This is a genomic window from Oceanobacter mangrovi (assembly GCF_019740315.1).
In the GTDB taxonomy this organism is placed as follows: Bacteria; Pseudomonadota; Gammaproteobacteria; order Pseudomonadales; family Oceanobacteraceae; genus Oceanobacter; species Oceanobacter mangrovi.
The window spans coordinates 38,740-63,401 of sequence record NZ_JAHXZR010000006.1 but is presented as its reverse complement, the minus strand read 5'-3'; the positions used below and the strand labels follow the sequence as shown (position 1 = coordinate 63,401).

Here is a 24,662-nt window from a genome sequence, read left to right as displayed (position 1 = left end):
TGCACCATCGCTCAATCTTTTAGGGAAACACACATGGCATTCGATTTTGATTTACTGGTGATTGGCGCAGGCTCCGGTGGCGTTCGGGCTTCTCGTATGGCTGCTGCCAAAGGTGCGCGGGTAGCGGTGGTGGAAAATCGTTATCTCGGCGGCACTTGCGTCAATGTCGGCTGTGTTCCCAAAAAGCTGTTTGTCTACGCCTCGGAATATTCTGAAAAAGCCAAAGAAGCCGCAGGCTTTGGCGTCGATATGTCCGTTAACGGCTTTGACTGGGCCACGCTGCGCGACAACAAAACCCATGAAATCGAACGCCTGAACGGCATTTACGGCACCATGCTGGGCAATGCTGGCGTCACTGTTATCAACGGCACCGCCAGGATCAAGGATGCTCATACGGTCACCGTTGAAGGCAAGGAGTACAGTGCCGAACGCATTCTGATTGCCGTCGGTGGCTGGCCGTTCAAACCGGAAGTACCGGGTGCCGAGCTGGCAATCACCTCTAACGAAGCCTTCTATCTGGAGCGTTATCCAAAACGCGTGATCGTTGTGGGTGGTGGTTATATCGCAGTGGAATTTGCCGGTATTTTCAATGGCCTGGGTTCCAGTGTGAAACTGGTTTATCGCGGTGAGCAGGTGCTGCGTGGTTTTGATAACGGCGTACGTAATTTCGCGGCTGAGCAGATTGCTGCCAAAGGCATCGAGATTCTTGTTAACACGGATATCGCCGCTATCGAACAGAACGCCGACGAATCACTCAAGGTCACCTTCAAGGACGGCAGCACCACCGAAGTCGACTGTGTGATGTACGCCACTGGCCGGCGGCCAATGACTGACGGCCTGAACCTGGAAACCCTGGGCGTTGCAACACGCGATGACGGTACCATTGTGGCTGATGATTTTTTCCGCACGTCAGTCGACAGCATTTATGCGCTTGGTGACGTTGTCGGTACTCCGGCACTAACGCCCGTTGCGTTGGCACAAGGCATGAAATTCGTCGCCCAGCAGTTCGCTGGCGATACCAGCTCGATGGACTACAGCAACATTGCGACGGCGGTGTTCTGTCAGCCTAATATCGCCACGGTTGGCCTGACGGAAGAAGAGGCGGGGGCGCAGTTCAGCGGTGACGTGACTGTGTTTGAATCCAGCTTCCGGCCGATGAAACACACCATCAGCGGTTTGCCAGAACGTTCCTACATGAAGCTGCTGGTGCAAACTTCCACCGACAAGGTGATTGGCGTGCATATGGTGGGTGCAGATTCCGGCGAAATCATGCAGGGCCTGGCCGTGGCGATCAAAGCCGGAGCCACCAAAGCCGTGTTTGACAGCACCATCGGGATTCACCCGACAGCGGCAGAAGAGTTTGTCACCATGCGCAGCCCGGCGCGGCAGATCTGATACGGACTGAGCTGAACAACACCGTCACCCCAAACGCGCAGCGATTTGGGGGCCATACAGCCTTGAAAATATCAAAGCTGTATGGATCCTGGGCCTGCGCGGCCCGAACGCTCCGGGCACCGCCTCTCAGGCTTAACCGCAGAACACCAGGCGTACGCTGTCCATTTGCAGCTGGGCACGGGAAATGGCATCCAGTACTTCAGCGCCTTCTTTTTCAACATCCGCCAACAGTGCTGGCGAGATGTTCGGGTTGTGCTCAGACAGCGCACGCAGACGTTGGATGCGGTCTTCGTAAGCTTCGGTTGCCTTGCTGGTTGCGCGGGCGATCATCTTGTCGAGCTGACCAGCCCCGAGTTTTTCCAGCTTGTGCAGCAGCGGTTTGATTTCAGCCATGCGCTGTTCTGCCAGACCGCGACCGGTGGACTTCTTCAGCGGCAGCACAAAACCCACCAGTTCCGGTTCGTTAACCTTCAGTTCGCCTTTCGGCGTGAAGGTCAGGTGCATGGCGTCGATTGGCAGGTAGCGCTCAACCTGCAGGCGTTTGGGCGCCGGACAGTTGGCGACAAACTGGATCTGGATAAAGCAATCGCCAGTCTGGTGGTCGTGGTTGTCGATATAACCGATGGCCGCGTTACCAATTGGCCCCTTGGTGACTAGCTCCAGTGCCTGATCGATAAACGGGTGTTCCCAGCTGAGGAACTGCACATCATCCCGGGCCAGCGCCACATCACGACGGGTAGTGGCCATAAAGCCGTCTTCCGGCAGGTGTGGCAGTTCTGGCACCAGCATGTGATCGCCAGGAGCGATGGTGACGCAGTCGTTACCCAGATCTGCCACTTCAACGCCGACAGCGTCGGCGAACAGGTCAACAAAGTCGTTCAGTTCGGCTTCGTCTTCAATATGGGTGATCGACATTTCCTGCGCCAGCGCGCGGGCGTTCTGCGGATGGCAGGAGTGCAACTCCAGCAGGCGGTCACGACCTTGCTCCAGTTTCTGTTGCAGCGCCACACGCTCTTGCGCCAGGCGCTCGACCAGCGGTTGCAGCGAATCATCGGCCAGAATCGCCTGTTCGATTTCGTCGCGGTGCAGATCCAGCAGCGTCTGGGCCGTCGGGTTCGGCTCACTGAAAACGTTCAGACCTTCGTGAACAAGGGTCTGCCAGCGCGCTGACGGATGGTTGTCGAACGCCAGGCTGTGAATCTGGATTTCATGGGCCTGGCCGATACGGTCAAGACGGCCGATACGTTGTTCAATCAGGTCGCAGTTGAACGGCAGATCGAACAGCACCAGATGGTGGGCGAACTGGAAGTTACGACCTTCACTGCCGATTTCAGAACACAGCAGCAAGCGTGCGCCCTGATCCGGGTCGGCGAAGTAGGCGGCGGCACGGTCACGTTCGATCAGATGCATTTTCTCGTGGAAAACCGCCACCTGAACGCCGTGTTTTTCCCACAGGAAGGCTTCCAGATCCAGCACGGTAGCGGCGTTGTGACAGATCAGCACGATCTTCGACTTGCCAGTGCCCTTGATGATTTCCATCAGCGCATCAACGCGGCTGTCATCAAGCCACCAGTCTGGCTGACCAACTTCCGGATACAGTGCCTGTTGCAGATTAACCGCGGTCTCCTGAAGTTCCGGCGCAGGCAATTGCTGCAAGTGCGGCACTCGAGCCGGGAAGCCAGCAACACCATGACGGGTGTTTCGGTACATGGCACGGCCCGGACCGCGACGGTCGATGAGGGCGTCGAGCAGCCGCTGGCGGCCGTCTTCAGCGGTAATTTCGCTGGCCAGATCCGGCAGGATAGCCTGCAGCTGACTGGTCTGATCAGCATTTAACGGCTGCTCGTCAGACAACGCAGAGGCCAGGTCGGCAATTGACTGGTAGGTAGACTGTTCGTCGAGGAACTGCTCCAGGCTTGGGTAGCGTTCCGGGTCGAGCAGGCGCAGGCGCGCATAGTGACCTTCAACACCCAGCTGCTCCGGGGTGGCGGTCAGCAGCAGGATACCCGGCGTTTTGGCCGCCAGCGCTTCAACCAGCTGATAGCCTTGGTCAGCACCCTCCGGTGACCATTGCAGGTGGTGCGCTTCGTCGACCACCAGCAGATCCCATTCGTTGGCGGTCATGGAATGGGCAACGTAAGGGTCGTTGGCCAATGACATCGGGCACAGATACATCTGCGAACCGCCAAAAATTGGCGCGCAAATGTCCTTGGCGTCGTCGATGTCGTCTTGCTGCAGAATGCTGAATCTCAGGTTGAAGCGGCGGATCATTTCCACCAGCCACTGGTGTACCAAATGATCCGGCACCAGCACCATGACGCGCTGAATGCGCTGCTGCAGCATCAGGCGGTGCAGAATCAGGCCGGCTTCGATGGTTTTACCCAGGCCCACTTCGTCCGCCAGCAATACCCGTGGCAGCGAATCCTGGGTGACCTGTTGGGCAATGTAGAGCTGGTGCGGCAGCATGCTGGTACGGGCACCGAGCAGGCCGTAATACGGCCGCTGACGCAGACGGGTCAGTTGCTGCAGGCTCAGCTGACGCAGCTCATACAGGTTGTTGTTGTCGATCTGGCCGGAAAACAGCCGGTCAACCGGCTGGTTCAGCTGAATTGAACCGCTCAGCTGGATTTCAGAAATCGAGCGACCGCTGCTGAAATAAAAGGCGATGTCATCAATCAGCTCAACCTCATCAATTTCTACGACCGAACCGTCCTGCAACGGCACCTTGTCACCCGCTTTGAAAACGACACGGGTCAGCGGGGCGTTTTGCACCGCGTAGGTCCGGACGTCGTCGATGGTCGGAAAATAAAGAGTGACAGAACGAAAGTCGACGCTTTGAACAAGCCCAAGTCCGAGGTCTGTTTCGGCTTCGCTGATCCAACGCTGACCAACTGAGTACATAGAAGAAAATCCTGATAAAACGTGCTGAAAATGCGCCCATGGAACAGGGTGCGTTACAAGCGGCGAAGTCTAACGCAATGAGGCGGCCTAACCAATGGACACAAAGGGAAGGATTATTGCCTTAAACGCGGATATGCGGTTATGACATCTTCAGAAGCTGGCCGGGGTTGCACTAACGGCGGCCAGTGAATAAATAACTGAAGGGTTAGTCTCGCCGCAACTCGACCAATACTTCCATATGTTCGGTGTTGGGGAACATATCGAACCACTGGGCCCGCACTACGGAATACTGCAATGTTTGCAGATCTTTCTGCAGCGTAGCGGGATTACAACTGGAATAGATGATCCGCGCTGGTGCCAGCTCACGCAGCCGTTGCGCCAGTTCGTCACCAAGGCCACGACGGGGTGGATTCACAATCACCAGGTCCGGTGCAACCGCTGCCTGCTGTTGGCTGAATGCGGCCGAGTCCAGCGCATCAAAATCGAGATTGTCGATACCCAGACGACTGGCAGACAAACGGGCGCAGGCAATCGCTTCGGCTTCAATCTCAATGCCGGTCACGCGGCTGGCGAACGATGCACAATGCAGCGCAAAACCGCCGCTGCCACAGAACAGATCCCAGACGTGTTTTGTGCTGCCTTCGCTGGCCCAGCGGGCGGCGGTGGCGTACAGCTGCTCGGCAATCACCGGATTGGTCTGGAAAAACCCTTTGGGGCGCATAAACAGCGGAATGCCGTTAAAGCTCTCTTCCAGGGTTTGCTGTCCGGTCAGAAATATTTCCTGCTCGCCTTCCAGGCGGGCCATGTGAACGGGCTGGATATTGGCGCTAACCACGGCAATTGCGGGGTGCTGTTGCAACAAGCGTGGCAGGTTATGACGAATTCGCTCCAGCGTTTTTTCACTATGCAAAACCAGCCGCAGCATAAACTGGCCGCTGCTGTGGCTCTGGCTCAGTAACAGGTATTTCAGTTCACCACGACGCTTGTGACGGTTATAAGGCGGCAAGCCGGAGCTGCGAATCCACTCCGGCAGATCCAGTAGCAGCGTCTGCATGCTTTGCGGATAGAGCTGACAATCGAGTAACGACAGGGGCTGAAAACCGTCAGCAGTTTCAATTTCAATGCCCAGCACCGGAGCCTGGGCGACTCCCATGACGACCATTTTGGCCTTATTGCGAAAGCCTTCAGTAGCACTGGTGCAAGGCGCCAGCCATTGCGATTGCGGGATGCCGGTCAGTGCCTGCAGGGTCCGGCTTTTGGCTTCGACCTGCTGGTCGTACGGCGTATTGAGCAGTGAACAGGAGCGGCACAGCGACTGCTCAAAATAGGGACACGACATACATGCGAACGCTGACAGAAATGAGGCGCAAATATAGTCGTGGCAGCCAGAATCAACGATTCAATTTCATTATCTTCACGAGTGCGAAAATTTGTTTAACCAGCAGGTTGGCGCATGCTGTCAGCCTGTTCTGCAATCTGACCGTCTTCTGCTGGCTGCCACCATTCGGTAAACAATTGGTTGTTGTCATCAACATCCACCAACTCGCCAATCATCGGCGTCAGCAAATGCCAGGGCTGGCTTTCGCTGGCCAGCTTGATGCGCTCAAGCGGCTCCTGCCAGCTGTGACGGGACAGTTTGAACTTGCTGTTGTGGGCTGCCATTACCTTGCTGGCTTGCAGTTCGATGGCTGCCAGCGCGGTTTCTTCTGGCATCATGTGAATGTTTGCCCAGTTGGCGTTGTACTGGCCGCACTCCAGAATCGCCAGATCGAACGGCCCAAAGGCGTCACCAATCGCCTTGAAATGCTGGCCGTAGCCGGTGTCGCCGCTAAGGTAATAACGATGATCCGGAGTGATCAGCGCAAAGGACGCCCACAGGGTGCGGTTGCGCTCGAACAGGCGTCCAGAGAAATGGCGGGCTGGCAGAATGTGCACATCCAGATTGCCGCTACTAAATACATCACCCCAGTTGCCTTCAAGGATTTGTGCGGCTGGCCAGCCCCACTGGCGGAAATAAGAGCCCACACCAGACGGCGTAACCACCTGTTTTACCTTGCCTTGCAGCCCTTTAATCGTCGGGTAATCCAGATGGTCCCAGTGATCGTGGCTAATCAGCAACAGATCCAGCTGCGGGATGTCGTCGGTGGTGTAAATATTGGTGCCTGCAAAGGCACCATTGGTGCCCGGAACTGGCGACGCATATTGGCTGAAGACCGGATCAATCAGAATCCGCTGACCATCCAGCTGGATGAAATAACTGGAGTGTCCCATCCAGACCACCAGATTCTCTGCCGGGTCGAGGTTGAACAAATCCGTCTTGCGCGAAGGCAGGGGTTGTTCTGGTACCGCACCTGGCGTTTTGGCAAACAGGAACTTGTACAGGTTGCCGAACAGCCCGGACTTTTTCTGTGTCGGTTCGGCTGCCTGTGTCATTACCACCGTATTTTCCAGATTATGAAATTTGCCATCCTGATAACGGGCGGATCCTGTGATCGACGGCGCTGGCTGCCGCAATGCTGGTGCAACTTCCGGCTCATCGAACTGGTTCTGCTGCAAAAACAGCCAGATACCGAATGCCAGCAAGGCAGCCCCAACGACAATAATCAGTACAATTTTCAGTAATAAACCCACAAAACCTCCGGCGCATAACTTTGGTGGCTGTTTGGAGCACAGACCACTGGCTCTATTTCTCTCATGCTCTATTTTTCATAACAAGCGTCGCAAGCCGTATCAAAATCCTCTGTAATTCTTGCCTGATCCTCTGAGTTATCCGGGGTTTAAAGGCAAACGCGAAAGTCCTGAAGTAAACTTCGGCAATCAACTGCTTGCGACAGGTCTTGCCATGACCCGGACAACCGATCTTGATCGAATCAATGCCCATATGGCCGCTGTAATTTGCAGCCATGCGCAGAAAACCGGTGATTACCCGACCGCCATCGACGGCCTGGGCTTGTTTCGCCGCGACCAGCCAACCCAGCCCGATGTTTGCCTGATTCAACCTAGCGTGGTGATGGTGATGCAAGGCCGCAAAATCATGCATATCGGCGAGCAGCAATTTCCGTATGACACCAGGCGGTTTCTGATTACGTCGCTGGATTTGCCCGCCAGTTCCCAGGTGGTGGAAGCCAGCCCGCAACAGCCTTGTGTAGGTCTGGTGCTACAGCTGGATTTGCGGTTGATTGCCGAGCTGGCAGCGATGGGGGCAGTGCCTGCACAGGCTCGTCAAGGCTCTGCCGACAAAGGCGTTGGACTGTGGCTCAGCGACGCCTCCGTCACTCTGGTCGAACCCTTCCAGCGTTTGCTTTCCTTGCTGGATGAACCGGCAGCCATTGATATTCTGGCCCCCATGATCAAGCGTGAAATTCACTTCCGGCTGCTACAAACGGATCAGGCCCAACGGTTGCGTCAGATCGCCTCGATCGATAGCCAGGGCTTCCGAATTGCTAAAGCCATCGACTGGCTCAAGCTTAACTATGCCGCCTCACTGAAAATTGATGAGCTGGCTACGCGGGTGCAAATGAGCACACCGACCTTTCATCATCATTTTCGTCAGCTTACCGGTATGAGCCCGCTGCAATACCAGAAATGGCTGCGCCTGAATGAAGCCAAGCGATTAATGCTGAACGAACACCTGGATGCCTCCAGTGCTGCCTACGAAGTGGGCTACGAAAGCCCTTCGCAATTCAGCCGGGAATACAGCCGCTTGTACGGTGCACCGCCGAAACGGGATATCGAGAATCTGCGCTTGGCGATGCGCGCCTGACGAAAAATCGGGTAGGGGCAAGGCATGCCTTGCCAGAATCTTTTATCAGACAAGAGGCAGTTGCTGTTTGCGCAGCTGTGCCAGCATCAGCAACGACACCAATGCAAATCCCAGTACCGCCAGCATGGCGTAGCCGAATACCAATTCCATCAGCGAAAAGCTGCCAGTCAGGCGGCCAACCACCAGAGTAGGAATCGCCGCGCCAGTGTAGGCGGTGGCGTAAATCACCGAAAAGGTGCTGGCGCGTTGGTGCGGCTGGGCGCCCGTCATGAGTAGTCGGATGCCGCCATTCATGCAGGCGCCTTGTGCGGTACCTGCCAAGGCGCCACAGATAAGGAACGGCACCAGCGCACCGAAATACAGCGAAACCGCCACGCCGGCAGCGGAAACCATGAATACCAGTAAACCCAGAATCACTGCCCGTTCCTGTGTCAGCTTGCTGGCCAGCGTCGCGCCAAAAATGCTTGGCATCATAAAAGACGCAAACACGATGGCAGCGGCAATGGCGGTGGTTGAATGCAGGTACTGGGCAGCAATGGTTGGACCAAACGCCTGATAGAAACCGCCCATGGCCCAGGTGCAGGTAAAGGTAATGGCGGCAATCGGATACCAGCGTTTACCTGCTTCAGGCAAGCCGACCAGCGGCTTCATGGATTGCAGCACGCCGGGCTTGCGGCTGATGGATTCACGCGCAAAACACAGCATCAAGGTTGAAATAATGATCAGCGCCAGACTGGTCAGAAATACCAGCGTGCGCGGCAGTGGTGCGTAGGTGATCAGTGCGCCACCGCCGAGACTGCCCAGCGACAGGCCAACCAGTGGGCTGACACTGATGATCAGGGGTGGCAATGAGCGTTGATGAGGTTTGGCTGAATCAACAATCCAGGCGGTCATGGCGGTTGAGGCCAGGCCGCTGGCCAGACCTTGCAAGCCACGCCCGAGTAGCAATGGCAAGGCGCTATCGACAAACATAAACAGCACGCTGGAAATAGCCGCCAGCAACATCGCCAGGATTGCAATGGGGCGACGACCGAGAAAATCAGACAAGCGGCCAAAGAACATCAGTGCGGACACGGCACCAATAAAATAAATCACCGAACTGAGGGATAAATCGGAGTAGGTCAGGCCATCAGCAACACGCCAGGTTTCATAAAGTGGAACAGGGGTGGAGGAAGAGGCGTAAGCCAGAATTAACGCAACAGCGGTGCCCCAGAAAGCAATGGCATCACGAGGCAGGTTCATACAGTAAAGCTCCCGGCTGGATTGGCCTGGGCCGCAGCTTACGCTCGTCGGGCCCAGGTTTTAATTCAAATAAACCGGTTGCGGTAATGATTTCTGCTCATGAATAACTCCCGGTGACGGCGGTCATAATAACAACATCCAGGCCGGGTGCTTATTGGTTTGCTGTTCAGCGCCATTCAGCTCTTCTATTCACCTCATCAGAGAATCAGGCAAGAACTTCAGGCAATCAGTGTACTGAGCCAGAGGCGCAAAACGCTCTAATAACTGGTTCCCGGCCAACTTCAAGCCCTTGATTACGGAGATCCCTTATGTCGAACGAAACACGTCTTAGCCCGGCAGCCTTGTTGGCGCTGGCGGCTTTGTCTGGTGAAGCCGCTGCGGTAGAAAAAGACCAGCTTGTCTATAGCGCAGGCAGCCAACCGAGCTTCAGCGGCCCGCAAACACTCTTCACCGGTCAGGTTGATGTGCAGGTGGTGTTCCCCGGCGATCAGAAACCTTTTTCCGGCGCTTACGTCACCTTTCAGCCGAGCGCCCGCACTGCCTGGCATTCGCATCCAGCCGGGCAGCATATGGTAGTAACCAAAGGCACGGCGATCACGGCCACCCGTGCGGGGCAGGTGGTGGAATTTCATGAGGGTGAAGCCGTCTGGTGTCCGGAGGATATTGATCACTGGCACGGCGCAACGCCGCATTCCGCCATGACGCATTTTGTAATCACTGGCAGCAACGAAAAAGGTGAAAACGTTACCTGGAAAGACAAGGTGACCGACGCTCAATATCAGGCGGCGCTCGATTCGCTGGCCGATCAGCAGCCCGAACTGAAGGCATTGGACAGCCGTTACCAGCAACTGGCCGTGGTGGCTGCCTATGCTGCCGGCAATCAGTCAGGCTCACTGAAAATTGCCTTGAACAACGCGCTCGATGCTGGCCTGACGGTGAATGAACTGAAAGAAGTGATGATTCACCTGTATCCGTACGGTGGTTTCCCGAAAGCTCTCAACGCCCTCGCGACCATGATGGCGGTCGTGGAAGAGCGCAAGGCTGAGGGTAAAAAAGACGTTATCGGTGACGCAGCGACAGAGCTGCCAGAGAATGCGCTGGCGGCCGGAACCAAGATCCAGACCAAACTGGTTGGCCACCCGGTCGAAGGGCCTTTGTTTGATTTTGCACCAGCTGCCAATACCTTTCTGCGCAAGCATTTGTTTGGTGATGTATTCGGCCGTGGCTTGCTCGACAATCAGGCTCGCGAAGTCCTGACTGTCGCCATGCTGGCGTCGATGGATGGCACGGACTCACAACTCCGCTCCCATATCTTTATGGCCATGAATACCGGCTTGAGTCAGCAGCAACTGCAAGACATTGGCAGCCTGCTGGATTACCGGGTTGGCAAGTCTGTGGGCCAGCGGGTTGTTGCTGCCATTGCCGACGTCGTGAAGAAGTAGCGGACGAGCCTGATTTGTCTGGCGAAATAAAAAACCCAAGTCGGTAACGACTCGGGTTTTTGGTTTTGCGATTGCTGAAAGAATCCGTTCTGGCGGTTAATTCACACCAGATTTTCACCAAAGAAAGCGTCGATGGCGTTGAATGGGATTTTGTCCAATTGATCGTACAGATCAACGTGAACCATGCCATCCAGAATCAGCTTTTGCTTTGGCTCTGCCGCCGCGGCAAAGGCGTCTTCGGTGAAATAACGGGAGTGAGCATTCTCACCGGCAATCAGCAGAATCGGGCGCGGTGCAATTTCCGCAATATTGGTCAGCAACGGCATGTTCATAAAAGAAAGAGCTGTCGTGGCCAGGAAGGAGCTGGCGGAGTTGATTGAACGGGCGTGGAAGCCACGTGGCGTCTTGTAATAATCGAAGTACTCGGCGACGAATTGAGGCTCTTCGCCAGTCAGTTCGTTTGGCAAGCCGACGCCGGACAGGGCAGGTTCACCGGCTTCGGCATCCGCCCAGCGCTGTTGGCTCATGGCTGCCAGTGCCACGCTGCGCTGTTCGGGCGTCATGGCGTCGAAGTAACCTTTCGACATCACCCGGGACATATCGTACATGCTGGTTGTGACGACGGCCTTGATGCGCTTGTCGACGGCAGCGGCGTTCAGTGCCATACCACCAAAACCGCAAATACCAATGATGCCGATCCTGTTGCGATCTACTTGCTGCTGCAGGCCGAGGAAGTCGACCGCCGCGCTGAAGTCTTCGGTGTTGATCTCAGGGGAAGACAGGTGACGCGGTTCGCCGTCGCTTTCGCCGGTGTAGGATGGGTCGAAGGCGAGGGTGATGTAGCCACGTTCTGCCATGGTCTGGGCGTACAGGCCGGATGCCTGTTCTTTTACTGCACCGTATGGGCCGCTTACCGCCAGTGCTGGACGGCTGTGATCGATCGGAGCTTTGGGCGTGTACAGGTCAGCCGCCAGGGTAATGCCGTAACGGTTTTTGAAGGTGACCTTCTGGTGGTTTACCTTGTCGCTGGCAGGGAAGGTTTTATCCCATTCTTGAGTCAGTTGCATGGTCTTGCTCCTTCGTTTGAGAAATCAGGAAGTTATTCGTTGATGTTTACTATGCCGACAGTGGCTGATCGGGCGGTACATGGATTCTCTGTATTCATTGCCTGATTCTCTGGATCCTGGCTGAAGGAGATAACTCTGCTGACATACACGGCGTGTCTGGAACGGCTTGTTGCCATTGCGACCATGTTGGTTGTTCGCTGTTCACAGTATTCTCATTAACAGTTATTGACACTTTTCATTGCCGGAGGCCTCTTGTGAAGTCCGTTCGCACCAGTAATCCTGATCGTTCACACCGAACGCTGATGTCGTTAGCCGCCGGATTTGCCTGCGTGGCTGCTTCTTTGGCGCAAGCCGAGCAGTCATCACCCTGGAGCGTGGGCGTTGGCATGGTGTCATCGCAGGATGTTTACCAAGGCTTTGACCGTCGGGTGATTCCATTTCCGATGGTGATTTATCGGGGCGACCGGTTTCATCTATATGGGCCTTACGCCCGTTACGATCTGGCCCGAGTGGGGGCAGTGGGCGTCGCCTTGCAGGTGAACCCGGTGTTCGCTGGTTATTCGTCTTCTGATAGCCCGGCATTAAAAGGCATGGATGATCGCAGCTATTCCATGGCTGGCGGTTTGCGGATGGACTATCGGCCAGGCAACTGGCAGCTGAACCTGACCGCCATGCACGATTTGCTCAATGTTTATCAGGGTTATGAAACGACGGCCGGGGCTTCCTATGGTCTGCTGGTAGCAGGATTTCGTATCGAACCGGGTATTCAGGCAATTTGGCAAAGCCAGCAGTACGTCGATTATTATTACGGCGTCAAAGCCTCGGAAGCTCGCCCCGGACGGCCGCAATATTCGCCAAACGGCACCATGAATCAGCAATACAGCCTGGCTTTTTCGCGCGCGGGCGTATTGGCAGGGGCTGTACGTTTGCAGCTGACTCACACCCGTTATGGCAAGGAAATTACTGACAGCCCGCTGACTGATCGCAAAACCGCGATGGGCGTGAATCTGATGTACAGCCAGCTTTTCTGACACGGGCGGCTGCGACAGGATGACAGAATTGTAATCTTCGGGTCATGCAGCTGTTTGGCCAGCTTTCGTATACTGATGGCAGTTTTACCGTCAGGGAGAAGTTTCATGAGCCAGTATAAAACCGCTATCAACCCGGGTTTTGTGGTCAAGCACCGCCTCAGTTTGTGTGGCCTGAGTGAACAGGCCGCCTCACAAACCGCCGAGGAACTGGGCGCCTTCCCCTGGATGGACAAGGTTAAGCTGGATGCGCCCAGGCAGGTACTGAAACTGGCTTATGACGCGTCAAGCCACAATATCGATGAAGTCATCGCAGTGGTGGAAAAACACGGCGGCTCCGTCAGTGAACACTGGTGGAGCCAGCTGAGACTGGGCTGGCAACGCCAGATCGACCAGAACATCCACAACAACTCCCGTCACGAAGCACACTGCTGCAACAAATCGCCCAAGCGTTAGATTGGATTTAATCATGTTATTGCAATGTTTGCTGAAACGGACCTCGGGGCTGCTAATCATGCTGTTGCTGGCCAATTCCGCGTTGGCAGATCATCGCCAGGGGCACGTTGATGTCCGCCTGCCAGCGTTGAGCGAAATGGGCAGTGCAGGGCAACTGCAGTTCAACCAGAGCTGTGCCAGTTGCCACGGTGAAAATGGCTCAGGAACAATGCAAGGGCCGTCACTGATTCACGCGATTTACAATCCCGGCCATCACAGCGACAAATCCATATTCAGTGCCATTCATAATGGCGTGCGCCAACACCACTGGCCTTATGGCGATATGCCAAAACAGCCAGGGGTCGGCTTTTACGAAGCTTCGGCCATCGTCAAATTTATTCGGGAAGTTCAGCAAGCCAACGGCATTACCCTCCAGCAGCATTAGTGGCATTCGCCACAGCTAACTGGTTTCCCGGTCTTTCAAAACGCAAGCACCCAAAGCCCCAGGCTGGCTTGATCAGGATGATCCTGCCAGCTTGTATCCCAGAACAACAAACAGTCCGCCAGTTATTCGATCCAGTGAGGTAACGACTCTGGGCTTGAACAGGGTCGTACGCAACTTTTTACTCAGTACAATCAGTACGGCAAACCAGAGTGCAGATATCAGAGTGTGGATACCAGCCAGCATAAAAGAATACAGGGCAACATTGGTGTCGGCGGGAATAAACTGTGGCAGGAAGGAAACATAGAAAATGCCAACTTTCGGATTCAGCAAATTGGTGATCAGGCCTTGCCAGAGCACCTGCCAGCTGTCGCCAGCAGGTGTTTCATATGCATCGTTCAATGCTGTCCTCGGTTGAAGCAGCAGACATGCGCCCAGCCATATCAGGTAACCAGCGCCAGCCAGCTTGATTGCCAGATACAACACCTCTGAAGCCTGCAAAATCGCCCCAAGCCCAAGCGAAACAGCAGCCCCCCAGGCCAGACATCCGAGCAGAATGCCGACTGCCGCATAGAATGCCGGAACAGGCCCTTTGCTGATGGATGCTCGAAGCACCATCAGGGTATCAAGTCCCGGGGTGATCGCCAGTAGGGTCGCTGCAGCAAGAAAAGACAAAAATAGCAGGGGATCAAACATCGCGGAGACATCCTGGCAGGGTTGGCGAGTTGCAACTCTGCCTCAGGCGGCTGACTGCAACAAGTTATTTGTCTGGGTGCCAGGTTGTGAAATGGGTTAGCTGCTGGAGCTACGCCAGCTTTCCAGCTGCTGCAGGATATCTTCCCAGATGTAGCTGTTCGAGCGCTTGAAATAGCCGAAGTGACCGATCTTTTTAGACGGAGAATCAGCCGCCGGATACTGACTGAACGAAATTCCCTGGCGGCTTTTAACGTGTTTCCAGAAGTTGTCGATGTTAGCAGGCGTGCAGATTTCATCGTCGTTGGCGCTGATCACATGTACCGGCATCGGCATGTTCTCATAGTGTCCTTTCTCAATGGTTTTGCCGTAATAGCGGTCGGCGAAAAACAGGTTGGGTTCACTGCACCAGTCATTCCATTCGCGAGCCAGATTGCTGGTTAGATCCTCCATCAAATTGAATCTGCTGGCAGCAACATAGCCGAGCAAGGCCGAAGACAGCGGTGAAAACATCCGGAAGAAAAACAGCGCCTTGAGACGATAGGCCAGCGGCATGTTAGGGAAGTATCCGGCAGACGACGCCACTGCGATCAGGCCTTTGATATCTTCGGCATTACTGGCAAAGCCGAACTGCTGACCACCGGCACTGTGGCCAATGCAAAACAGCGGCAGGTCTGCACGGGCACGGCTTTTGATGGCGGCAATTGCAGCCGGGATGTCGAAACGGCCGATGTCAGAGTAGCGATAGTTTGCATCTTTGAGTGATCCCGAGCGCGATTCACAAAAACCCCGATAATTCCATAGCAGCACCTGGTACCGGTTGACGGCCAGAAACTCGCAAAAGTTTTTGTAAAACAGTGTTTGGGTGGCGGTGCCTGGGTTCAGCAAAACCGCACCTTGGGGATTTTCTGCGTCAAACCAGTAGCCGTTGAGGGTGACCTGGTCATCAGTGACAAATTGAACCTGCATGGTTTGATCCTGTTTCAGTCGAATTCAATGCAGCCTAAACTATGGAGTTAACTCCATAGTCAAGGACAAGCTGCATGCAGATGAGAGAAGTGATCGAAGCGACCCATTTGAGCCGCGATACCATTCGTTTTTATGAGAAGGAAGGTCTGATCCCGGCGCCGGTCCGATCTGGCAACGGGTATCGGCATTACGACGAAAGCGTGGTTCGGCAATTAAAGCTGATCAAGCGGGCCAAGCATCTGGGTTTTACGCTGAAAGAAATCAAAAGTCTGGCTGTGTTGCTGTATCAGAATTCGTTAACGCCACGCGAGATGGAGCTGCATTTGCGCGACAAGCGTGACGAGATTGCAGAAAAAATCGCCGAGCTGGCAGCTATCAAAAGTGAAATAGATGCTGCGCTGGCGGGCATGTGTCCGGACAAAAAGTCGTTGGGCTGAACACGATTCAGAATCCAGACCATTTAAACAGGCGCAGAGCGCGCCTTGGTTATCTCTTATATTTCCGATAATTGATATTATCGGAATAGTTGGAAATATGGCTTTTAAGGGGCTTGGCAGCCCAGATCCTGGCTTAAACCGCCGGTTTTATTTTCAACATTCAATTCGCCATCCGGTAGCTCTTTCGGCATGGCTGGCATGAAATCCAGTCCGGTCCGACGCTCAACTTCATCGACGCTGACTTCAAAGCCACAATAATTGTCTTTACGGCCTGCACTTTGCGGCATCACAAATGCGGATAGCCGCGGCTGCTCCGCCTGCCAAACGCTGATGATTTTGAAATAGCCGCTGGGAATCCGGTGCGTTTCATCTGCGCCAGGCAAATCTCCGCTAAAAGATTCATACATGGGCCCGGTCACTACAAACACGGTTTGACCGGTTTCAACCAATTGCCGAACTGCAGTTTCGAGGTCGACCCATGGGCCTTGGTTTAGATTGGATTTCTGTGGCGTGATGTTCGACAGATAATTGGTCATCTTGTAGAACTCGGTATTGCTGAACGACGCCAGCGGCACCAGGTGGCCGCGATCGGTTTGCAGGTTTTCATGTGCGCCACGGTAATCGTCCGGTTCCAGCGTGTTTTCTGGCGCGATCTCCGGGTCAGCTTTCCAGTGGCGTTTACGACTTGGGCCATTGATAGTTGCCGGCGTAACCCGGTACGCAGCCCAGTCCGCGAACTTGGTTGTGGCATTGTTGCTGAGTATGTAAATCGGTCGTTCGACCCGTTGATTGGATGCCGACATGCCGATTGGGCAACCATAGTTACCGCATAATTCATCGGCGGCCTGAGCTGCGCCTGCCAACAGGCACAGTATGACTACAATGACTTTCATGAATTTCAACTTCTACAACTTTAAGCTGAGTTACTCTAGCCAATAATTAAGACCTTTGCCTGACTTTTCGGCTCATGCCAAGGACGGCTGCTGGCGTTGGCATACTTGCAATTGACCGTTTGAATTGTCACTATTTCCGATAATTATCAGATGTCGGGATTTTTCATGAGTCAGCCTGCCAGTCCAGTCGCCTTTTTTGACAACCTGAACTACCTTGTCAGCCCGCTGACTGACGCTCGCGAAATCGCCCGGCGTATTCCCCGGCTCAACGAGGTTGATGGCGCTTTTGACGACATCGTACATACGTTAGGTTTTCTGATCAGCTTTAATGGTTCGACGGCTACCTTTAACAGCTATCGCCGTGAAGCTGAGCGACTACTGCAGTGGGCGTTCTTTGTTCATGGTAAGTCGTTGCAACAGCTGCGGCGGGCAGATCTGGAGGAGTACATACGATTTTGCCAGGCACCGCCTGCCAGCTGGGTTGGGCCGGTACAAGTCCCCCGCTTTATTACCAATCAGGGCCAGCGGATTGCCAACACCAAATGGCGACCGTTTGTGAATGCCGATGCCTCGCCGGGTTTTGAACTGTCGCAGAAAAGCCTGCAATCGCTATTTGCGGTTTTGTCTTCCTACTTCAATTTCCTGATTCAGGAGGACTACCTGGAAGGCAATCCGGTGGCGTTGATCCGCCAGAAAAGCAAGTTCCTGCAGCGCCATGCCTACTCCGAACCGATCCGGCGGATTTCCAATCTGCAGTGGGACTATGTGATGGAAACGGTCGAGAAGCTGGCGGCAGAAAATCCCCGTGAACATGAGCGTTCGTTGTTTGTAATGCGTTGTTTGTTTGCTATGTATTTGCGGATTTCAGAACTGGTGGCTGATGAGCGTTCGACACCGGTGATGGGTGATTTTCAGCGTGATATGGATGGCAACTGGTGGCTGCGGGTCGTTGGTAAAGGTAACAAGGCGCGCATGGTCACAGTGTCGGATGAGATGCTCACTGCCCTGCGTCGTTATCGAAATCATCTGGGCCTGTCTGAGTTGCCGACACCCGGCGAACAAACGCCGCTGGTTGCCAAGCTGCGTGGCAAGGGGCCGGTTACCAGTACCCGGCAGATCCGTTATCTGGTGCAATTTTGCTTTGATCAAACCTGGGAGGCTATGCGTGCTCAAGGGTTGGAACAGGAAGCCAATGAATTGAAGGTGGCAACAGTCCACTGGTTGCGTCACACCGGAATTTCCGAGGATGTGAAATATCGTCCGAAGGAACATGTGAAGGAAGACGCTGGTCACGCCAGTCTGGCGACAACGGATCGGTATATCGATACCGAAATGCGCGAGCGCCATGCCAGCGCCCGCAACAAGAAACTGAAGCCGGAGTACTAGTCCGGCTAACAGCTGTTAGTGCATATACTGACCGCCGTTGGCAGAAATGTTTGCACCTGTAATGAAACCGTTTTCCTCGGAAGCCAGGAAGCTGACGACACGAGCGATCTCTTCAGGTTCGCCAAAACGGCCAACCGGAATAGACTTTCGAATGCCTTCACGAATCTCTTCTGGTACATCCATGATCATGCTGGTTGCAATGTAGCCAGGAGAAACCGTGTTCACAGTGATGCCTTTGGAAGCAACTTCCTGGGCAACTGCTTTGGTGAAACCGTACATACCTGCCTTGGCAGCAGAATAGTTGGCCTGACCGAATTGGCCTTTCTCACCATTGATAGATGAAATGTTGACGATGCGCCCCCACTTCTTCTCCAGCATGTCGTTAATCACCAAGCGGGTCATAAAGAACACGGAAGTCAGGTTGGTGGCGATGACGTCATGCCACATCTCAGGACTCATTTTACGCAACGTGGTATCACGGGTGATACCGCCGTTGTTGACCAGAATGTCGACCGGGCCGAAATCCTTGCGAATATTATCGATACAAGCTTCACAGGATTCCCAGTCGGTGATGTTGCCGAATCCCAGCGCAATATCATAGCCTTCTGCGGCCAGTTCAGCCTGCCAAGCCTGGGCTTTCTCATGCTTGCCGCCTGAGTAATACCCTGCCACTACCTGGTAACCGTCGTCATGCAGTTTCTTGCAAATCGCAGTACCAATTCCCCCGGTTCCACCGGTAACCAATGCAACGCGTTTAGACATACTATCCACTCCTTTTGCTCTTTCGGCTATGGTCAAACTTAGCTTGCTATCTTGATATGACAACACGGTTAATGAGTCCAGCTTTCTTGTTTCGGTTGTCTCGATTTGGCATGACTGACCCAATTGGCATCACCTTACACCAGTTCGAGTGAACCCTTTGATGACCTGGGTTATAATCGCTTCCCTTTGCCCCTATCCTCCGTAAGAATCTCATGAAGTTCGTCATCAAGCTGTTCCCCGAAATTACTATCAAATCCAAGTCAGTGCGCAAGCAGATGACCAAAATCCTGCGCGCCAACTTGCGCAATCTGTGTCGCAAGCATGATGTGTCTGCTGACGTGCAGGACCGCTGGGACAGTCTGGTGATTGCCGTCAATGTGACCGAAGACTCTGACCCTGAGACCGTCCATCGCCGGATGGTTCAGATTCTGTCGCATACGCCGGGTATTGGTTATTCGCTGGAAATCGACGAACACCCGTTCGAGACCCTGGATCAGGCCTATCAATTGGTGCGTGAAGCCAATCGCGATGTTATCAAGGGAAAAACCTTTTGTGTGCGGGTCAAGCGTGCGGGCAATCATGACTTCACCTCCCATCAGGCTGAAATCTACATGGGTGGTGGTCTGCTGAAGGAAACGGAAGCAGCCGGGGTGTCACTTAAAAATCCGGATGTGGTTGTGAATGTCGAAATTCGCAACGACAAGGTGCATGTGGTCAAGCATCGTATTCAGGGTTTGGGTGGTTTTCCGCTGGGCAGTCAGGGCGAGATTATGTCGCTGATTTCCGGCGGTTATGACTCAACTGTTGCCAGCTATTTGCTGACCCGTCGCGGCCTCAAAACCCATTTCTGCTTTTTCAATCTGGGTGGCAGCGCGCATGAAATTGGCGTCAAGCAAGTCGCTCATTACATATGGTCGCTCTACGGTGAAAGTCATCGGGTGAAGTTTGTCACTGTGCCGTTTGAGGATGTGGTCACTGAAATCCTCACCAACGTCGATGACGGCCAGATGGGCGTGGTGCTGAAACGTATGATGATGCGTGCGGCCTCGCGGGTTGCCTCTCGTATGAATGTGCATGCGATTGCTACCGGCGAAGCGGTTGCACAAGTTGCCAGCCAGACCATTTCCAATCTGGCGATCATTGATCGTGCGGCCGACTGTATGGTGCTGCGTCCGCTGTCCACCATGGACAAGCAGGACATCATTGCGATTTCGCGTCGCATAGGCACTGAAGCCTTTGCTGCCAGTATGCCGGAATATTGCGGGGTGATTTCTGTTAACCCGCTGACCCAGGGTGATCTGGTCAAAACCGAAAAAGCCGAACAGGCGTTCGATATGCAGGTGCTGGAAAATGCCCTGGCCAACGCAAGGATTCAACGAATCGACGAAGTTCTGGCCGAAGCTGAAACCGGTCTTGAGGATGTGGTGCAGTTAAATACCCCGGCTCTTTCCGATGTAATTATCGACATCCGTCATCCGGGTGAATTGGAAGGCGCTGAGCTGCAGTTCGCCAACAACAAGGTGCTGGCTATTCCTTTCTATGAACTGGACAGTCGTCTGGCTGAGCTGGACGTTTCCGGGGCGCAGCGCTATCTGCTGTACTGCCAGAAAGGTACCATGAGCAAGATTCACGCGCACCATTTGAATCAGAAACACGCCGGTGTGTTTGGCGTATATCGGGATGGAGCGGCCTGACTTCCAGGCAACCTTGCATAACAAAAAGGCCGCTGATGCGGCCTTTTTTATGATGGCTGCGGAGTCGCCTGAGACAGGCGACTCTCCATCTTCAGTTACAGACGGTTCAGACCATTCAACGCTGCGACCCGGTAGGCTTCCGCCATGGTTGGGTAGTTGAAGGTGTTGTTGACGAAGTAACGCATGGTGTTGCCTTCGCCCTGCTGGTTCATGATGGCCTGGCCGATGTGCACAATCTCGGCGGCCTGGTCACCAAAGCAGTGAATGCCAAGGATTTCCAGCGTCTGGCGATGGAACAGCAACTTCAGCATGCCAACCCCTTCGCCAGTGATCTGGGCGCGGGCAATGTTCTTGAAGAACGCCTGGCCAACTTCGTAAGGCACCTTTTCTTCCGTCAATTGACGTTCGGTTTTACCAACCGAGCTGATCTCTGGAATGGTGTAAATACCGGTCGGTACGGAATCCACATAGTGGAAGTCGGACGGACAGGCAATCACGGAAGCCGCCGCACGACCCTGGTCGTACGCCGCAGATGCCAGAGCTGGCCAGCCAATCACATCACCAATGGCGTAAATATTCTGGACGCAGGTGCGGTATTCTTTATCGACATCAATCTGGCCGCGGGAGTTGGTTTCGATACCAACATTTTCCAGTCCCAGATTGGCAGTGTTGCCACTGCGGCCAGCAGCCCACAGGAAGGCGTCAGCCTTGACCTTTTTACCGGACGCCATGGTCATGGTGACATAACGGTCGTTAGCTTCGACGGAGTCGAACTGCTCGCTGTGGCGAATCAGTGCACCCTTGTCGCGCAGGTGGTAGCTGAGCGCATCAGAGATTTCGTCATCAAGGAAGTTCAGTAAACGGTCGCCCGGGTGAATCAGGTCTACCTTTACACCGAGGCCAGAGAAGATCGACGCGTATTCGCAACCAACAACACCAGCGCCATAGATGATGATGGTGCGCGGCGTGTGTTCCAGCTTCAGAATGGTGTCGGAGTCGTAAATGCGCGGGTGGTTGAAATCGATGTTGCTTGGGCGCCATGGGCTGGAACCGGTTGCGATGACAATTTCCTTGGCATGCAAGCGGGTATTACTCATGTTGCCCTGATAAACATCAACGGCGTTGGCATCGGCAAAACGGGCTTTGCCGGTGTAAACCGTGATGCGATTGCGACCGTAGTATTCGGTACGCATCTTGACCTGCTTGCCAATCACCTTCTCGGCGCTCTGCAGCACCTGCGGGAAAGAGAACCAGCGCGGTTCACCAATTTCACGGAACATGTTGTTGGTGTTGAACTGGATGATCTGTTTGACCGCGTGACGCAGTGCCTTGGATGGAATGGTGCCCAGATGGGTACAGTTACCGCCGACCAGTTTCTTGTCTTCAATCACAGCCACTTTTTTGCCGTGTTTTGCCGCATTCATGGCAGCGCCTTCACCCGCAGGCCCTGCCCCAATGATGACTACGTCGTAGCGGTAATCAGCCATTTACTCCATCTCCAGTCTGAGTGTTCTTCTGAATTTTTTTGGTTATTGCTTGCAGTAACTTAACGCTTACCTGAGGTCGCGTCGTAGAAGTCGGCATTCTTGGACTTCTTGGCTGCAATTTCACTTTCGGTTTTGCACTTGTTCTTGTCGCCGCCGCAGATGTCACAAGCGACGTCCATACCAATCGCAGACATACCCCCGCATGATCCGCTAATTGGCTTGCGGCCCATAATGACGCCAATCGCCATGCCGGCCACAATCAACAACATGGCACCAAATGCCACCAGAAACATGGTCATATCAATCTCCTGCTGCCGCTTGTTCCAGTGCTCCCGGGAAACGGCGTTTGAATTCGTCGGATGCGGCCTCGCTAAAGCCCGTATCTGTACGGACAATAATAAACGCTGCCAGTTTGTTTTGATTGGCTAATTCCATCGCCAATTCCGGGCCCGCCACATTCAGGGCAGTCGCCCAGGCGTCGGCCATTGAGCATTTGTCGGCAATCACGGTGACAGATGCCAGTCGATGGGTGATCGGATAGCCGGTTTTGGGGTTGATAGTGTGAGAATAGCGCACGCCATTCTCTTCGAAGTAATTGCGGTAGTCGCCAGAGGTGGCAACACCTGCCTGGCCGGGCTCCAGAATCAGTTGTACCTGACGGTCGGAAACTTCGCTGGTTGGTCGCTCGATGGCAATGCGCCAGCTGGCCCCGTCGGGCTTGTTGCCTGCAATACGCAGCTCGCCGCCAATTTCAACCAGGTAGGAATTGATGCCCTTGCTGACCAGCAACTCGGCAACCTGATCAACGCCCCAGCCCTTGGCAATAGCTGACAGGTCGATATAGAGCGGAATATCCGATTGCAGTTGCTGGCCGTTCAGATGAATGTGGTCGGAGCCAATTTGGGTCAGCAGATCATCCACTTCATTCTGTGGCAGGCGTTCGTCGAGGTGCTTGCCTGGGCCGAATCCCCAGGCATTAACCAGCGGGCCGACGGTGACGTCAAACAGGCCTTCAGATTTGTGATTGACTTCCAGGGCCTCGGTCAATACATCCGCCAGTCCGGCTGAGATGGTTTGATCAATGGCTTGTTTTTGCTGATTCAGCAGCGATAGTTCGGATTGTGGGTCATACGTCGACATCGACTTGTTGACCTGCACCAGCAGGGCATCGATGTCAGCCTGAATGGCTTCTGCGCTGGACTCGTCACCGACCCAGCTAACGTGGTATTGGGTGCCCATGGTGGGGCCGGATATACGAACAACTTCAGGCTCTTTTGAGCAAGCCGTCAGGATAAAAAGAAACGAAAAGGCGAGTATAAGGTGCTTAGGCATGAATCCCCCTTGATGGCGCGCCAGTATACAGCCAAGATCCCTGATAATCATCGCCGGCGGGTGATAAAGTCCGTTTTTCGAATCGCCATGATTAATAAAATCAGGGAATTGCATGAAAAAGATCGTGTTAGTCATTTTATTGGCGTTGACGACTGTGGTTGCAGGCTTTTTTGCCTGGGTTTGGCTGAGCACCTGGCATCCGGCACCGGAACAAGTGGCTGATATCGAGTGCTCGCTCGACGCACCGGTTTTTGATCATCAGCAGCCGCTCAAGGTAATGAGCTACAACGTGCAGTTTTTTGCGGGTAAAAACTACGTTTTCTATTACGACCTGCCCAATAATGCCGGGCCGGACGATCGCCCGGCTGCGAAGGATATAGCTGCCACGCTCAAGGGCATTGCAGGGCTGATTCAGCGGCACCATCCAGATGTTGTATTGCTGCAGGAAGTTCATGACGGCGCAGCAGCGACAGATCATCGGGATCAGTTAGCGGCGTTGATGGATTTGTTGCCCTCTGCAATGTATCCATGCCAGGCGTCAGCCTGGTACTGGAAGGCTGATTTCATTCCTCACCCGCGAATTATGGGTAGTGTTGGCATGAAGCTGGTGACCTTGTCGCGCTACCGACTTGAAAAACCTGTGCGCTATCAATTGCCGCAGCCGCCAATGGATTGGGTTTCCAGTCAGTTTTATCTGAAGCGAGCTTTGCTGGATGTTGAACTGCCGACTTCTTCCGGTACTCCCTGGCATTTGATTAATACTCACTTTGATGCTTTTGCTCAGGGGTCGGATACGATGCAGCGCCAGGCCTTGATGGCTGCCGGGCTATTGTCTGGTTATGACAATGCCCGACTGCCTTTTGTCTTTGGTGGCGACCTGAATTTGCTGATGCCCGGACAATACGCCCATCTGCAGGCCTCGCAACAATATCTGTATGACCCGCAAACGGAGCTGGAGCCTTTGCTGCACTGGCCTTCAGTGCCATCACTGGCGGAAGTACTGGTTACACCAGCAAGCTGGTACACCCACTACCCTAACGATCCTGATGTGTCTGGCCCGGACCGTACCATTGACTATCTGTTTTACAGTCGTCAGCTTGAGCGTCTGAATGCCGAAGTTGATCAGAGTGCTGCCGCCTCTCGACTATCGGATCATTTGCCGCTGATTGCGGTTTTTACTGATAAATCAAAAACATCCAAGTAATAAGCTTATAAATAAAAATTTCTAAAAATGCCTATATGAATAGGATGGAATATTTTGATTTGAGGTAAACTGGCTTGAAATTCAGGAGAA

At 54.1% G+C, this 24,662-nt stretch carries 22 protein-coding genes; 10 read left to right on the top strand and 12 right to left on the bottom strand.

Annotated elements, in window-relative coordinates; translation table 11 throughout:
• Window positions 1–33 precede the first annotated feature (33 nt).
• Window positions 34–1,395 carry a glutathione-disulfide reductase gene (gene gorA / locus K6123_RS13560; RefSeq protein ID WP_221798628.1) on the top strand — a complete coding sequence of 454 codons (1,362 nt, stop codon included), beginning with the start codon at window positions 34–36 and terminating at the stop codon, window positions 1,393–1,395.
• A 132-nt stretch (window positions 1,396–1,527) separates the two neighbouring features.
• Here gorA and rapA read toward each other — a convergent pair whose 3' ends face one another.
• The 3 genes from rapA to K6123_RS13545 all read right to left on the bottom strand — a co-directional run bounded on the left by rapA (window position 1,528) and on the right by K6123_RS13545 (window position 6,927).
• On the bottom strand, window positions 1,528–4,296 hold the full coding sequence (gene rapA, locus K6123_RS13555) for an RNA polymerase-associated protein RapA (RefSeq protein ID WP_221798627.1): 2,769 nt from the start codon (window positions 4,294–4,296) through the stop codon (window positions 1,528–1,530).
• A gap of 205 nt (window positions 4,297–4,501) precedes the next feature.
• A complete protein-coding gene (gene rlmC, locus K6123_RS13550) occupies window positions 4,502–5,635 on the bottom strand; it encodes a 23S rRNA (uracil(747)-C(5))-methyltransferase RlmC (protein WP_221798625.1) in 1,134 nt (377 codons plus the stop codon).
• 95 nt (window positions 5,636–5,730) lie between these two features.
• Complete coding sequence (locus K6123_RS13545; RefSeq protein ID WP_221798623.1) at window positions 5,731–6,927, bottom strand: MBL fold metallo-hydrolase; 1,197 nt, start codon at window positions 6,925–6,927, stop codon at window positions 5,731–5,733.
• A 211-nt stretch (window positions 6,928–7,138) separates the two neighbouring features.
• On the opposite strand from K6123_RS13545, the gene K6123_RS13540 reads away from it, so the two are divergent.
• Window positions 7,139–8,059: an AraC family transcriptional regulator gene (locus K6123_RS13540; RefSeq protein WP_221798621.1), complete on the top strand. Its 921-nt coding sequence runs from the start codon at window positions 7,139–7,141 to the stop codon at window positions 8,057–8,059.
• A gap of 45 nt (window positions 8,060–8,104) precedes the next feature.
• On the opposite strand, the gene K6123_RS13535 is transcribed toward K6123_RS13540, so the two are convergent.
• Window positions 8,105–9,301: an MFS transporter gene (locus K6123_RS13535; protein WP_221798619.1), complete on the bottom strand. Its 1,197-nt coding sequence runs from the start codon at window positions 9,299–9,301 to the stop codon at window positions 8,105–8,107.
• Window positions 9,302–9,609: 308 nt separating this feature from the next.
• Between K6123_RS13535 and K6123_RS13530 the strand changes: the two genes are divergently transcribed.
• Window positions 9,610–10,743, top strand: coding sequence for a (R)-mandelonitrile lyase (locus K6123_RS13530; RefSeq protein WP_221798616.1), 1,134 nt, complete (start codon window positions 9,610–9,612; stop codon window positions 10,741–10,743).
• Window positions 10,744–10,844: 101 nt separating this feature from the next.
• Here K6123_RS13530 and K6123_RS13525 read toward each other — a convergent pair whose 3' ends face one another.
• Window positions 10,845–11,810: an alpha/beta hydrolase gene (locus tag K6123_RS13525; RefSeq protein WP_221798614.1), complete on the bottom strand. Its 966-nt coding sequence runs from the start codon at window positions 11,808–11,810 to the stop codon at window positions 10,845–10,847.
• A 254-nt stretch (window positions 11,811–12,064) separates the two neighbouring features.
• Between K6123_RS13525 and K6123_RS13520 the strand changes: the two genes are divergently transcribed.
• The 3 genes from K6123_RS13520 (at window position 12,065) to K6123_RS13510 (ending at window position 13,718) form a co-directional block, all read left to right on the top strand.
• Window positions 12,065–12,841, top strand: a complete 777-nt coding sequence (locus K6123_RS13520) for a MipA/OmpV family protein (RefSeq protein ID WP_221798612.1) — start codon at window positions 12,065–12,067, stop codon at window positions 12,839–12,841.
• A 105-nt stretch (window positions 12,842–12,946) separates the two neighbouring features.
• Window positions 12,947–13,294, top strand: a complete 348-nt coding sequence (locus K6123_RS13515; protein WP_221798610.1) for a hypothetical protein — start codon at window positions 12,947–12,949, stop codon at window positions 13,292–13,294.
• Window positions 13,295–13,307: 13 nt separating this feature from the next.
• Window positions 13,308–13,718, top strand: coding sequence for a c-type cytochrome (locus K6123_RS13510; protein ID WP_221798608.1), 411 nt, complete (start codon window positions 13,308–13,310; stop codon window positions 13,716–13,718).
• A 72-nt stretch (window positions 13,719–13,790) separates the two neighbouring features.
• Here K6123_RS13510 and K6123_RS13505 read toward each other — a convergent pair whose 3' ends face one another.
• Both K6123_RS13505 and K6123_RS13500 read right to left on the bottom strand, forming a co-directional pair.
• Entirely contained in the window at window positions 13,791–14,411 is a 621-nt protein-coding gene (locus K6123_RS13505; RefSeq protein ID WP_221798606.1) for a LysE family translocator, read from the bottom strand.
• Window positions 14,412–14,507: 96 nt separating this feature from the next.
• Window positions 14,508–15,377, bottom strand: coding sequence for an alpha/beta hydrolase family protein (locus tag K6123_RS13500; protein ID WP_221798604.1), 870 nt, complete (start codon window positions 15,375–15,377; stop codon window positions 14,508–14,510).
• A gap of 74 nt (window positions 15,378–15,451) precedes the next feature.
• On the opposite strand from K6123_RS13500, the gene K6123_RS13495 reads away from it, so the two are divergent.
• The gene (locus tag K6123_RS13495; RefSeq protein WP_221798602.1) at window positions 15,452–15,814 is read left to right on the top strand and encodes a MerR family transcriptional regulator; all 363 of its coding nucleotides are present in this window, start codon (window positions 15,452–15,454) and stop codon (window positions 15,812–15,814) included.
• Between the two features lie 104 nt (window positions 15,815–15,918).
• Here the strand turns inward: K6123_RS13495 and K6123_RS13490 are convergent, their stop codons facing one another.
• Complete coding sequence (locus K6123_RS13490; RefSeq protein WP_221798600.1) at window positions 15,919–16,707, bottom strand: DNA/RNA non-specific endonuclease; 789 nt, start codon at window positions 16,705–16,707, stop codon at window positions 15,919–15,921.
• A 165-nt stretch (window positions 16,708–16,872) separates the two neighbouring features.
• Between K6123_RS13490 and K6123_RS13485 the strand changes: the two genes are divergently transcribed.
• Window positions 16,873–18,093 (top strand): tyrosine-type recombinase/integrase, encoded by a 1,221-nt coding sequence (locus tag K6123_RS13485; protein WP_221798598.1) that lies wholly within the window; start codon window positions 16,873–16,875, stop codon window positions 18,091–18,093.
• Window positions 18,094–18,108: 15 nt separating this feature from the next.
• On the opposite strand, the gene phbB is transcribed toward K6123_RS13485, so the two are convergent.
• Window positions 18,109–18,855, bottom strand: coding sequence for an acetoacetyl-CoA reductase (gene phbB / locus K6123_RS13480; protein WP_221798596.1), 747 nt, complete (start codon window positions 18,853–18,855; stop codon window positions 18,109–18,111).
• 212 nt (window positions 18,856–19,067) lie between these two features.
• On the opposite strand from phbB, the gene thiI reads away from it, so the two are divergent.
• Window positions 19,068–20,549 carry a tRNA uracil 4-sulfurtransferase ThiI gene (gene thiI / locus K6123_RS13475; protein WP_221798594.1) on the top strand — a complete coding sequence of 494 codons (1,482 nt, stop codon included), beginning with the start codon at window positions 19,068–19,070 and terminating at the stop codon, window positions 20,547–20,549.
• A 95-nt stretch (window positions 20,550–20,644) separates the two neighbouring features.
• Here thiI and sthA read toward each other — a convergent pair whose 3' ends face one another.
• Genes sthA through K6123_RS13460 form a run of 3 tightly spaced genes read right to left on the bottom strand, consistent with a single transcriptional unit; the run spans window position 20,645 to window position 23,368 of the window.
• On the bottom strand, window positions 20,645–22,036 hold the full coding sequence (sthA, locus tag K6123_RS13470; protein ID WP_221798592.1) for a Si-specific NAD(P)(+) transhydrogenase: 1,392 nt from the start codon (window positions 22,034–22,036) through the stop codon (window positions 20,645–20,647).
• 59 nt (window positions 22,037–22,095) lie between these two features.
• Entirely contained in the window at window positions 22,096–22,335 is a 240-nt protein-coding gene (gene nqrM, locus K6123_RS13465; RefSeq protein ID WP_221798590.1) for a (Na+)-NQR maturation NqrM, read from the bottom strand.
• A 1-nt stretch (window position 22,336) separates the two neighbouring features.
• On the bottom strand, window positions 22,337–23,368 hold the full coding sequence (locus tag K6123_RS13460) for an FAD:protein FMN transferase (RefSeq protein ID WP_221798589.1): 1,032 nt from the start codon (window positions 23,366–23,368) through the stop codon (window positions 22,337–22,339).
• Window positions 23,369–23,480: 112 nt separating this feature from the next.
• On the opposite strand from K6123_RS13460, the gene K6123_RS13455 reads away from it, so the two are divergent.
• On the top strand, window positions 23,481–24,572 hold the full coding sequence (locus K6123_RS13455; protein WP_221798586.1) for an endonuclease/exonuclease/phosphatase family protein: 1,092 nt from the start codon (window positions 23,481–23,483) through the stop codon (window positions 24,570–24,572).
• Window positions 24,573–24,662 lie beyond the last annotated feature (90 nt).